Origin of the sequence: Pseudomonas sp. Pseusp97 (assembly GCF_047304025.1) — a bacterium.
Taxonomy (GTDB): Bacteria; Pseudomonadota; Gammaproteobacteria; order Pseudomonadales; family Pseudomonadaceae; genus Pseudomonas.
In genome coordinates this window covers 1-11,654 of the sequence record NZ_JBGLYK010000187.1, presented here as the reverse complement: position 1 = coordinate 11,654, position 11,654 = coordinate 1, and the positions used below count along the sequence as shown (strand labels likewise).

The 11,654-nt window shown below is 66.4% G+C and carries 11 protein-coding genes and 1 pseudogene; 4 read left to right on the top strand and 8 right to left on the bottom strand.

Annotated features, from left to right (window positions below; all coding sequences use genetic code 11):
- A partial coding sequence (locus ACCC94_RS23140) for a phosphoenolpyruvate carboxylase (RefSeq protein WP_413351929.1) occupies positions 1–1,756 on the bottom strand: 1,756 nt, incomplete at its 3' end.
- A 208-nt stretch (positions 1,757–1,964) separates the two neighbouring features.
- Between ACCC94_RS23140 and ACCC94_RS23135 the strand changes: the two genes are divergently transcribed.
- The gene (locus ACCC94_RS23135; RefSeq protein ID WP_413351928.1) at positions 1,965–2,300 is read left to right on the top strand and encodes a pilin assembly protein; all 336 of its coding nucleotides are present in this window, start codon (positions 1,965–1,967) and stop codon (positions 2,298–2,300) included.
- Between the two features lie 242 nt (positions 2,301–2,542).
- Here the strand turns inward: ACCC94_RS23135 and cadR are convergent, their stop codons facing one another.
- Positions 2,543–3,010: a Cd(II)/Pb(II)-responsive transcriptional regulator gene (gene cadR, locus ACCC94_RS23130; RefSeq protein WP_413351927.1), complete on the bottom strand. Its 468-nt coding sequence runs from the start codon at positions 3,008–3,010 to the stop codon at positions 2,543–2,545.
- 86 nt (positions 3,011–3,096) lie between these two features.
- On the opposite strand from cadR, the gene ACCC94_RS23125 reads away from it, so the two are divergent.
- The 3 genes from ACCC94_RS23125 (at position 3,097) to ACCC94_RS23115 (ending at position 6,880) form a co-directional block, all read left to right on the top strand.
- The gene (locus ACCC94_RS23125; protein WP_413351925.1) at positions 3,097–5,445 is read left to right on the top strand and encodes a heavy metal translocating P-type ATPase; all 2,349 of its coding nucleotides are present in this window, start codon (positions 3,097–3,099) and stop codon (positions 5,443–5,445) included.
- A gap of 187 nt (positions 5,446–5,632) precedes the next feature.
- Positions 5,633–6,052: a DUF4398 domain-containing protein gene (locus tag ACCC94_RS23120; protein ID WP_413351924.1), complete on the top strand. Its 420-nt coding sequence runs from the start codon at positions 5,633–5,635 to the stop codon at positions 6,050–6,052.
- Between the two features lie 36 nt (positions 6,053–6,088).
- Positions 6,089–6,880 (top strand): OmpA family protein, encoded by a 792-nt coding sequence (locus tag ACCC94_RS23115; protein ID WP_413351923.1) that lies wholly within the window; start codon positions 6,089–6,091, stop codon positions 6,878–6,880.
- 280 nt (positions 6,881–7,160) lie between these two features.
- On the opposite strand, the gene ACCC94_RS23110 is transcribed toward ACCC94_RS23115, so the two are convergent.
- The 6 genes and pseudogenes from ACCC94_RS23110 to ACCC94_RS23085 all read right to left on the bottom strand — a co-directional run.
- The gene (locus ACCC94_RS23110; protein ID WP_413351922.1) at positions 7,161–7,670 is read right to left on the bottom strand and encodes an O-acetyl-ADP-ribose deacetylase; all 510 of its coding nucleotides are present in this window, start codon (positions 7,668–7,670) and stop codon (positions 7,161–7,163) included.
- A gap of 39 nt (positions 7,671–7,709) precedes the next feature.
- Positions 7,710–8,033, bottom strand: coding sequence for a hypothetical protein (locus ACCC94_RS23105; protein WP_413351921.1), 324 nt, complete (start codon positions 8,031–8,033; stop codon positions 7,710–7,712).
- Positions 8,030–8,968, bottom strand: a complete 939-nt coding sequence (locus ACCC94_RS23100) for an alpha/beta hydrolase (RefSeq protein ID WP_413351920.1) — start codon at positions 8,966–8,968, stop codon at positions 8,030–8,032. Before ACCC94_RS23100 ends, ACCC94_RS23105 begins: the two co-directional genes overlap by 4 nt.
- Before the next feature lie 159 nt (positions 8,969–9,127).
- Positions 9,128–10,432, bottom strand: coding sequence for a flavohemoglobin expression-modulating QEGLA motif protein (locus tag ACCC94_RS23095; protein WP_413351919.1), 1,305 nt, complete (start codon positions 10,430–10,432; stop codon positions 9,128–9,130).
- Positions 10,429–10,992: a hypothetical protein gene (locus ACCC94_RS23090; RefSeq protein ID WP_413351918.1), complete on the bottom strand. Its 564-nt coding sequence runs from the start codon at positions 10,990–10,992 to the stop codon at positions 10,429–10,431. Before ACCC94_RS23090 ends, ACCC94_RS23095 begins: the two co-directional genes overlap by 4 nt.
- 107 nt (positions 10,993–11,099) lie before the next feature.
- Positions 11,100–11,636 (bottom strand): annotated as a pseudogene (locus ACCC94_RS23085) (TetR/AcrR family transcriptional regulator); the annotation flags it as partial.
- Positions 11,637–11,654: the final 18 nt, after the last annotated feature.

The following is an 11,654-nucleotide window of genomic DNA, read 5'->3' as shown; positions in this document are numbered from 1 at the left end:
GGCCGACGGTGCCGCCGCGGCCATGGAACAGCAGCAGCTCGACGCCATGGTTGCGGCAGATGTCCACCAGCGCTTCCTGCGCGCGGTACTGCGCCCAGGCGGCGGCGAGGGTGCCGGCGTCCTTGGCCGAGTCGGAGTAGCCGATCATCACCTCCTGCGGCCCGGCCAGCCCGGTGCGGTAGCTGTCGAGACTGAGCAGGCGGTCGATGCAGGGTCCGGCGTTGTCCAGGTCGTCCAGCGTCTCGAACAGCGGCACCACGCGCATCGGCCGCTGCAGCCCGCATTCCTTGAGCAGCAGCTGGACGGCGAGCACATCGGAGGGCTGACCGGCCATGGAGATGACGTAGGAGCCCAGCGAGGCCGCTGGCGCCTGCGCCACCACGCGGCAGGTGGCGAGGACTTCGGCAGTTTCCGGCGAGGCCTGGTAATTGGCCGGCAGCAGCGGACGGCGGCTGGCGAGTTCTTCCAGGAGGAATTCCTGCCGCACGCCTTCATCCCACTCGGCGTAGTTGCCCAGGCCCAGGTACTCGGTGATCTCGCCCATCGCCCTGGCGTGGCGCGTGGAGTCCTGGCGCACATCCAGCCGCGCCAGGAACAGTCCGAAGGTGGCCGCGCGGCGCAGGGTGTCGAGCAGGTCGCCATCGGCGATCACGCCCATGCCGCACGCTTGCAGCGAGCGATAGCAGAGCTGCAGCGGCTCCAGCAGTTCGCGGTTGTCCTGCAGCACTTCCGCGCCCGGTTCCTCGCCGGTATGGATGGCGCGCTCTGCCCAGGCTCGAGTCGCGCGCAGGCGTTCGCGCAATTGCTTGAGCAGCGCGCGGTAAGGCTCGGCGAGGTCGCCGACTTCGCCGCGCAGCTCGTCGCTGGCCTGCTGCATGGATAGCTCGGCGGCCAAGCTATCAACGTCGCGCAGATACAGGTCGGCGGCCATCCAGCGCGCCAGCAGCAGGACCTCGCGGGTGATCGCCGCGGTGACATTGGGGTTGCCGTCGCGGTCGCCGCCCATCCAGGAGGCGAAGCGGATCGGCGCGGCCTCCAGCGGCAGGCGCTCGCCAAGGGTTTCCTGCAGGGTGCGGTCGACGTGACGGAGGAAGGCCGGCAGCGCATGCCAGAGGGAGTGCTCGATCACCGCGAAGCCCCATTTCGCCTCGTCCACCGGAGTCGGCCGGGTGCGACGGATCTCGTCGGTGTGCCAGGCCTCGGCGATCAGGCGCTGGAGCTTTTCCTGCACCGCCTGGCGCTCCTCGGGCAACAGGTCGGAGTGGTCCCCCACAGCCAGTTGCGCGGCGATGGCGTCGTACTTCTGGATCAGCGTGCGGCGCGCCACTTCGGTCGGATGCGCAGTGAGCACCAGCTCGATCTCCAGCTCCGCTACCTGCCGTGCCAGGCCCTCGGCGCCCAGGCCGGACTTGCGCAGGCGGCCCAGCAGTTCGGCCAGCACGCGGTTCTCGAAGGGCTCCGGCTCCTTGGGCGTGCGCCGGCGGATGCGGTGGTACTGCTCGGCGATGTTGGCGAGATTGAGGAACTGGTTGAAGGCCCGCGCCACCGGCAGCAGTTCGTCCTCGCCCAGGCCATCGAGGGTCGCGGTGAGCTGTTTTGCACCTTCGGCAGAGCCGCGGCGGGCGGCCTTGGCGCCGGTGCGGATCAGTTCGATCTTGTCGAGGAAGCCCTGCCCGTACTGGGCGCGGATGGTCCGCCCGAGCAGCTCGCCGAGCAGGTGAACGTCCTCGCGCAGGCGCGCGTCGATATCCGGCATCACGGTCTCCTTGGAGTGAGAGTCCTTGATTGAAAAAGGCGTCGCTTGGCGCTTCACAGTGCCGCCCAGTGCGCTGGCTGGCAAGGGCGCGACGAACGCCCGCAATCCTGCTCGGACAACGTCTAGGCTGAAAGTTATCCCCATCGACGGGAAAACCTGCGGCGGCCTCACGAGGGCCGACCGCCACGTAACGACCCTAGAGGTGAACATGAAAATCCGCGAGCTGGTACGCCATTGGGAAAAGAACGCCAGGGGGCGCATGACCAACCACCAGTACAGCATCCCGCTGGACATCGAGACCGCCGCGCGTCTGGCCGCGCTGCACGACATGTACCCCAAGCGCAGCGTCGAGGACCTGCTGGGGGAACTGGTCAACGCAGCGCTGGAGGAACTGGAGGCGAGCTTCCCCTACGTGCAGGGGACCAAGGTGGTGGCGCAGGACGAACAGGGCGACCCGATCTACGAGGACGTCGGCCCTACTCCGCGCTTCCTGGCGCTGTCGCGCAAGTACCTGCATGAGCTGACGGAGGCGGAGCATTCCTGAATGCACACGCCGGGGCGCTTCGTTTTACGGTAGGAGCGAGCTTGTTCGCGAACCGATTTACTGGCAGCTCCGGCGCCGGGCGGGTTCGCGAGCAAGCTCGCTCCTACAAAAAGCCGTCAATGCCAAGCAGGGATTCCGGGCGTTTGCATTACCTGTAGGAGCGAGCTTGCTCGCGAACAGATTTACCGGCAGATCCGGCGCCGAGCGGGTTCGCGAGCAAGCTCGCTCCTACGAAAAAGCACTCAATGCCGGCCATGCACGCCTGGCACATGCAGGTGCCCTGCCCCGGCGCAGGCTTCCGGGACCACCGAAGGCTCCGCCGGCTGCTCCAGCTCGCGCAGGATGCCGCAATCCTCGCTGCTGCCCTCGCCCTGGCATTGCGCGCGCAGGTCGCGCAGTTGCTGGCTGAGTGACTGCAGTTCGGCGATGCGCACCTCGACGTGGTGCAGGTGCTCGTCGATCAGCCGGTTGGCGGTGCCGCAATCGGATTCGGGGCGGTCGCGCAGGCCGAGGAGGATGCGGATTTCCTCCTGTGTCATGTCCAGCGAACGGCAATGGCGGATGAACGACAGCCGCTCGACGTGGCTGGCATCGTACTGTCGGTAGTTGCCTTCGCTGCGCGACGGCGCGGGCAGCAGGCCTTCGCGCTCGTAGTAGCGGATGGTTTCCACCGGGCAGCCGGTCAGTTTCGCCAGTTCACCGATCTTCATTCGAGACTCCTCGCCAAGGATGCTTGACTCTGTAGTTGCTACAGGGTGTGCAATCACCAGCAACTCGTCAAACAGGAACGGACGACATGACTGCCAATCGCCAGGGGCCGACCATTCGCGGCCCTGTCCCTCTTCAGGAAGAGCACCGCGAACACGATGCCGCCGGCTGCTGCGGCTGCGACAAGGGCGCGCTGCTGCGTGCCCCGTCCGCCGGACCTGCCGCGCATTCGCACGACCATGATCACGATCACGATCACGATCACGATCACGGCGAGGATCGCAGCGCCCTGGCCGAAAGCGCCGCCACTGCCGCGGCCGGTTCGGCCAGCGGCGAGTTGCGCTGGTCCAGCCTGCGCATCGAAGCCATGGACTGCCCCACCGAGGAACGCTTGCTGCGCGACGCGCTGGGCCGCGTGTCCGCCGTGGAAGACCTGGATTTCAACCTGATGCAGCGTCTGCTGCGCGTGCAGCATCGCTTCGACAGCATCGAGCCGCTGCAGAAGCTGGTGGCTTCCCTGGGGATGCAGGCCGAGCCAGTGGACGACAACGCCCCCACCTCCTCCCAGCCCGCCCAGCAGAAGCCCTGGTGGCCGCTGGCGCTGGCCGGTGTCGCCGCAGCGGGCGCGGAGTTCTTCGAGTGGTTCGCCATCGGCCCGCACTGGCTGGTGGCGGCGCTGGCCATCGCCGCGATTCTTGGCGCGGGCCTGCCGACCTACCGCAAGGGCTGGATCGCCCTGAAGAACCGCAACCTCAACATCAACGCGCTGATGAGCATCGCCGTGACCGGCGCCATGCTGATCGGCCAGTGGCCGGAAGCGGCCATGGTGGCGGTGCTATTCGCCATCGCCGAGCTGATCGAGGCCAAGTCGCTGGACCGCGCGCGCAATGCCATTCGCGGCCTGCTGCAACTGGCGCCGGAACAGGCCACGGTGCAGGTGGACGGGCAGTGGCAGGAGGTCTCCGCCAAATCCGTCGCCCTCGGAGCCCGGGTTCGTGCTCGCCCCGGTGAGCGCATCGCCCTGGATGGCGAGGTGCTCGACGGCCGCTCGAGCGTCAACCAGGCGCCTATCACCGGCGAGAGCCTGCCGGTGGAGAAGCAGGTCGGCGACACCTTGTTCGCCGGCACCATCAATGGCGAAAGCGCGCTGGAGTACCGCGTCACCCGAGTGGCGGATGACAGCACCCTGGCGCGGATCATCCACGCCGTGGAAGAAGCCCAGGGCTCGCGCGCGCCGACCCAGCGCTTCGTCGACCAGTTCTCGCGTATCTACACCCCGGCGGTGTTCCTCATCGCCATTGCCACCGCGCTGCTGCCGCCGCTGTTCTTCGGCGGCGCCTGGCTGGACTGGGTGTACCGCGCGCTGGTGCTGCTGGTGATCGCCTGCCCCTGCGCACTGGTGATTTCCACCCCGGTGACCATCGTCAGCGGCCTGTCGGCGGCGGCGCGCCTGGGCATCCTGATCAAGGGCGGAGTGTTCCTGGAGATGGGCCGCTCGCTGGAATGGATCGCCCTGGACAAGACCGGCACCCTGACCGAGGGCCGCCCGCGCCAGACCGACTTCACTGCGTTGCGGGACACCGCCGCTGGCGACGTGCGCGCCCTGGCCGCCAGCCTTGCCGCGCGCTCGGATCACCCGGTGTCGCAGGCCGTGGCCCAGGCCGCCGAGGCCGACAACGTGGCGCTGTACAGCGTCGGCGAGCTGACCGCCCTGCCCGGCCGAGGCGTGAAAGGCGAGATCGACGGCCGCACCTATCACCTGGGCAATCATCGCCTGGTGGAGGAGCTGGAGCTGTGCTCGAAGGAACTGGAAGCCCGCCTGGACGCCCTCGAGCAACAGGGCAAGACGGTAATCGTGCTGCTCGATGCCGAAGGCCCGCTGGCGCTGTTTGCCGTGGCGGACGGGGTCAAGCAGACCAGCCGTGAAGCGGTTGCTCAGTTGCACGAACTGGGCGTGAAGACGCTGATGCTGACCGGCGACAACCCGCACACCGCCAATGCCATCGGCGCGCAGGTCGGCATCGACGTCGCCCTGGGCAACCTGCTGCCCGAAGACAAGCTGAGCGAGGTGAAGCAGCGTCAGCAAGGCGGCAAGCGCGTTGGCATGGTCGGCGACGGTATCAACGACGCCCCTGCCCTCGCCCGCGCCGATATCGGCTTCGCCATGGGCGCGGCGGGCACCGATACCGCCATCGAGACCGCCGGCGTGGCGCTGATGGACGACGACCTGCGCAAGCTGCCGTCCTTCATTCGCCTGTCGCGCCAGACCCACCGCGTGCTGATCCAGAACATCGCGCTGGCGCTGGGTATCAAGGCGGTGTTCCTGACCCTGACCCTGGCCGGCGAAGGCACCCTGTGGATGGCGGTCTTCGCCGACATGGGCGCCAGCCTGCTGGTAGTGTTCAACGGCCTGCGATTGTTGCGTCATCGCGGCTGATCGACGCCGCTCGCTGAAAATGCCCGCCATCACGGCGGGCATTTTTTTTGAACCCCCTGGCAAAACACTTAGTCCCCTAAACAGATGCCCGCTATCGATGGCGCAGAACCGCGCCGGAGAGCGGCCCGCATCCGCCGGCACTCGAAACGCCGAGGGAACCCTTACCAAACGTCAGAGGATTCACCCAATGGAACTGAAATCTCAAAGCGCTCGAACCGTCCCTGCTCTTTCCACCTCCATCTCGCTGCGCCGCTGGCGACTGGGGCTGCTCGCCGTGGGCAGCGCCGTGCTGCTGGCCGGCTGCGCCGGCAACCCGCCCAGCGAGCAGATGGCCGTCACCGAATCGGCGGTGAACGCCGCCGTCAGCAATGGCGGCCCGGAATACGCCCCGGTGGAAACCAAGAACGCCCAGGACAAGCTTGCCCAGGCACGCATTGCCCTGAACGACAAGGAATACGACCAGGCCAGGAAACTGGCTCAGCAGGCCGAGTGGGATGCTCGCGTGGCCGAGCGCAAATCCCAGGCCGTGAAGGCCCAGAACGCGGTGAAGGACGCCCAGCAGGGCGTGATGGAGTTGCGTCAGGAAGGCCTGCAGCAGGCCCAGTGATCCCGCCCCAACGCCCGGTCATATAAGGAATTCGACATGAAAAAGTTCATCGTACTGCCCGCTGTTTCGACCCTCGCCCTGGCTCTGGCCGCCTGCTCCACGCCGCCCAACGCGAACCTGGAAAAAGCCCGTGGCGACTTCCAGGCCCTGCAAGCGCAACCCCAGGCCACCCAGCAGGCCGCGCTGGAAACCAAGGATGCCGGCGACTGGCTGGCCAAGGCCGACAAGGCCTACCGCGACGGCGCCGACCAGAAGGAAGTGGACCAGCTGGCCTACCTCACCCAGCAGCGCATCGAACTGGCCAACCAGACGGTGGCCCTGCGCGACGCGGAAGATCAGTTGAAGAACACCTCCGCCCAGCGTGCCCAGGCGCGTCTGGATGCCCGTACCGCGCAGCTGAACAAGCTCAAGGGCGAGCTGAACGCCAAGCAGACTTCGCGCGGGACCATGGTGTCCTTCGGCGATGTGCTGTTCGACCTCGACCGCGCGGAACTCAAGCCCGGCGCCATGGGTAATGTGCAGAACCTCGCCGGCTTCCTGCAGCAGAACCCGGAGCGCAAGGTGATCATCGAGGGCTACACCGACAGCAGTGGCTCGGCTTCGTATAACCAGAGCCTGTCCGAACGCCGCGCCGATGCCGTGCGCATGGCGCTGCTGAGCCAGGGCGTTGCGCCGGAGCGGGTCACTACCCGTGGCTATGGCAAGGAGTACCCGGTGTCGAGCAACGCGACCCAGTCCGGCCGCGCCATGAACCGTCGCGTCGAGGTCACCATCTCCAACGACGCCAATCCGGTGCAGCCGCGTTCCTCGGTGAGCAGCGCCAATTGAGCCATCGGGATAGAGCGCTCTCGTAGGATGGCGTGGAGCGCAGCGATACCCATCCTACGGTCCTGAAATATCGAGCCGGGGGCCCGCCCTCTCCCCCGCCCTCTCCCTGAAGGGAGAGGGAGCCGCTCGTGCCGGCTGACACGTTGGCTTCAACCTGCACCTTACGGTCCCCTCTCCCTTCAGGGAGAGGGTTAGGGAGAGGGGATTCCGGCGACTCCAGAGGGGGACCACGCTTCGCGAGCAAGCTCGCTCCTACGAGAAGCCAGGAGCAGCCCAGCGATCAGGCGAGCAACCGCCGATACAGCTCCGCCATTTCCGCCGAGAAAGCCACCAGCACTACTTCCTTCAATGAACTCCCATCCCCGCGAGGACGGCGCAACTCATCCACGGCGATCTGCGCTGCCGCGTCGGCGGGATAGCCGTAGATGCCGGTGCTGATGGCGGGAAAGGCGATGCTGGCGAGCCCCTTGTCCTCGGCCAGTTGCAGGCTGTTCCGATAGCACTGGGCGAGCAGTTCCGGCTCGCCGTGCTCACCGCCGCGCCAGACCGGCCCCACGGTATGGATGACGAAGCGCGCCGGCAGGCGAAAGCCGGGGGTGAGCTTCGCCTGGCCGGTCTTGCAGCCACCCAGTGGGCGGCAGGCATGGACCAGATCCGGGCCGGCGGCCCGGTGGATGGCGCCGTCGACGCCACCACCGCCCAGCAGCGAGCTGTTGGCGGCGTTGACGATGGCATCGACGTCGAGACGGGTAATGTCGCCCTGCCAGACGCGGATCGCGGGCTGATGCATGACGCTTCCTCCCTCTATCAGCGACGGCAGCTCAGGCCGTCATTTGACTTCCTGCGGAGTCTCTTCGCCCAGGCAGCGCACGGCACGCTTGCGGCCGTCGACCAGCACGCCGGTCAGGCCCTTCTGGGTCATGTCGAACATCACCAGCACGCCGTCAATGCACTGCGCCTGCTGGTCGGCCGGGTCCAGCGCGAGCTTGGTGTCCTGGCCAGGGATGCTCTTGAGCATGGTGAACTGGGTCAGCTCCAGCGCATCCTCGGGCTTGGCGAAGTGCAGGTAGCCGTAGTACCAGAGCGTGCCGACCGAGACGAAGATGGTGGCGATGACGGTGAGGATGTAGGAAATCGGGTTGCGGTCGTTCATGGGTTGCCTTGTTGTTTCGGGTCGGCCTGCGATTCCTCTGGCTTAACCGCAGAGGAGGAGTTCGGGACTTCGGCCAGCCGGCGCAATCCGGTGAAGTGCTGCGGATCATCGAGGAAGCGCAGCATCACTTCGCGCCACACGGGTTCGCCGAAAGTTTCCACATGGTTGCCGCGCGTCAGCTGCAAGACCTTCGGCGGCGGCGCGGCCTTGTACAGGCTCAGGCCGTTGTCCAGGGGCACAATGGTATCGTCGATGCTGTGGAAGAACAGCACGGGTGCGCCAGAAAGTCGCGGCACGGAGCGGATCGCGCTGTCGCCATCGGGCACCAGCCAGGACAGCGGCACCTGCAGCGGCCAGGTCAGCCAACTGGTGTTCAGGGTGTATTGCGCCACGTCGCGGTAGCTGGCGGGCACGCCGTCGAGCACCACCGCGTGCAACTGCTTCTGCCGCTGCGGGTGCAGGCCCAGGTAATGCACGGCCATGGCGCCGCCCAGGCTCTGGCCGAGCAGGATCACCGGCTTGCCCTGCACCTCCGGCGCCTTGTCCAGCCAGGCGAAGGCGGCGTCGATGTCCTGGTAGATCGCCGGCAGGCTCGGCGAACCCTCGGAATGCCCATAGCCACGATAATCCAGCATCAGCACCTGGTAGCCCTGCTCCGGCAGCCAATAGGCGCCGCCCAGGTGCCAGGCCATGTTGCCGCCGTTGCCGTGCAGGTGCAGCACGGTGCCCTTCACCGGCACGCCCGCCTTCGCCGGCAACCACCAGCCGGCGAGCTTCACGCCGTCGGCGGTGGTCAGGGTGACGTCGCGGTAGTCGAGCTTGGCGCGGGCCGGGGTGATGGCGACGTCGTCGCTGGGGTAGAACAGCAGAGAACTGCAGCCGCTGAGTGCTAGCAGCAGCGAGACGGCAACAGCGCGGAAACAGCGGTTCAGCATGAGTTCATCCATTGCATACGTCGCGCCCTGATTGCAAGGAAACGCCTTACGTAGGATGGGTGGAGCTTGCGATACCCATCAGCCTGCAGCGCCGGAATAGCGATGGGTATCGCTTCGCTCCACGCCATCCTACGGCCGAGGTCCATCCCGCACAGGTAATTAGAGGATATTGGCGTAGTCCGCCTCGATGCGGTCGAGGCTCAGGTGGTTGAGGAAGTTGGAGAAGCACATCCAGGCCGACAGCGCGTTGAGGTCGCGGAATTGCGGCGGCAGGTACTTGGGCGGCACCACCAGGCCCTCGTCCACCAGTTGGCGCAGGGTACGCATGTCTTCCAGGGTGGCCTTGCCGCAGAACAGCAGCGGGATCTGTTCCAGCTTGCCCTTGCGCACGGCGAGCTGGATGTAGTTGTAGATCAGGATGAAGCCCTTGAGGTACGACAGGTCCTTGGTGAACGGCAAGCCTGCAGGCGTCGAGCCACGGAAGACCCGGCTGGCGTTCTGGTAGCTGCTATCCACGCTGTAGTTCTGCTCGCGGTAGAAGTGGAACACCTCGAGGAAGTCCGCGCCCTCCTCGGCCATGTGGATGGCGCGGGTACGGTTGGTGAGCTTGCGCAGGCGCGTCGGGTAGGAGGCGAAGGCGATCACTTCCATCAGGATGGCCAGGCCCTCCTGGGTCACGGTGGAGGACGGCGGGCCCTTGGCGAGGAAGGTGCAGATCGGCTGGTTGAGGCCGTTGAGCGTGGTGCCGACGTGCACCAGGCCTTCGTGCACCTCCAGCGCGCGCACGTCGCGCTCGTTGAACATGGCGTCGGCGCGCACCTTGATGTAGTCGGCGCCGGCCGCGGCGTCGGCGACTATGCCGTCGGACTCGAAGACGCGGATGGTGTCTTCCTTGCCGTCGAACACCTGGTTCAGGCGCTCCTGCAGCATCTTCACCGCGTCGCTGGCGGTGAGGGTCTTGGGTTCGTCCTTGAGGTCGCCACGGTCGGCGATGTTGTTCAGGTAGTCCGAGAGCATCAGGCCCAGGTCCGCCAGGGTCGGGTCGCCGGCGTGGAAGGCGTCGGAAGCCGAGCCGTAGAGCTCCTGGGAGATAAGGCCGAAATCCTGGGTGCCGCGCGCCTCGAGCATGCGGATGACCATGCGGTATTCCTTGCACATGCGCCGCATGATCTGCCCGACCGGGTTGAACTGCCCCAGGTGGCGGGTGATGTCACGCTCGATGTTCTGGAATTCCTGCTTCTTCGCGCTGCTGTCGAAGGACAGCGGGCGGCCGTCGTAGTAGGCGCGATCGACCTTGGGTGCGTGCTTGCCGCGGCCCTTGAGGAAGTCGTCGCGGATGCCGTCGTCCCACTTGATGGCGTCGAGCACGCGGATCGGCGTCTGCGCCTCGACGATGCGGTCGGACAGGCCACGGATGATCTGCTGGTATTCGTTGGGCGTGGACTTCTTGCGCCGTGGGGTCATTGCTTTTCTCCCGGGGGCACGCGCGAAAAGCGCAGCGCTTCGACGAACACGTCGGAATTGGCCGGATCGTTGAGGTAAGCGATCACTTCGGGCAACTGGCTGCTCACCAGCGCGCCGGCACCCTGTTCGGTGTCGACCTTCTCGCCCTTGAGCGCGCCTTCCTTCATGTCCTGCAGGATGTGCTCGACATCGAGGTTATAGATCACCAGTTCATCCTTGTCGGTGATCTCGAAGCCGGCCAGCGCGAAGTTGCCGCCCATGCTTTTCGGCAGCCCGGCGGAGAGGTACCAGCGCTTGCCGTGGTGGGCGACGGTGAAGCCGAAGTCCTCGACGCTGTCGGTGTTGTCCTTGCTGTCCACATAGCTGACGGCGCGGTAGAGATTGGAGCCGGAACGGGTGACCTCGAGGAACTGCTCCTCGCCGTACTCGTCCACACGCGACCACTGGCCCAGCAGGTGAGCCGGCGCGGGCTCGTTGGCCGGAATCGGGTCCTTGAACGTCACCAGGCAGCCACTGAGCAGGCAGATGCTCAACAGCAGCAGTGCACGCCAGACTTTCATCACGCCCTCCTTAGGTCCGGATGCCTTTGCATGCGATGCGCAAAGGCCGCCGGAGTTCCGACACGAAAACCCCGCCGGATGGCGGGGTTGGAATGCAGCAGCCGGGGCTACAGGCCCATCACCAGGTCGAGATAGCGGCTAAGGATGGCACGCATTTCCTCGATCTGCAGGTGGTCGGCCCCGTCCAGCAGGCCCTGATACTCCATCTGCAGGATGATGGCCGTCAACACCCGGGCATCCTGCTCGGGCTGCTTTGAACCGAGCACTTCGAAGAAATGCACGACGCCCAGGGAGAGAATCTGCCGGTGGCGCTGCGCCAGATCGCTGAGGCTCGGGTTGAGCAGCGCTTCCTGGCGGAAGGCCTGCTCGGCGAGCAGATGCTCGCGCCGCTCGTTGAGCTGGACCCGCACGTACTGGATCGCCAGCTCGACGATATTGGCGGTCAGCTCGCGGCGCGCCCGCGCATCGTCCTGGGCCAGGCCGGCGGCCATGGCCTGGAGATCGCCCTCGACGCTGGCCCAGAAGGTCGACAGGGCTTCGGCGCTGCGTTCGACGAAGAGCGCGAAGGTGTCGGTGATCAGGTCCTGGATGTCCTTGAAGTAGTAGGTGGTGGCCGACAGCGGCACACCGGCCTCGGCGGCCACCACCTACTACTTCAAGGA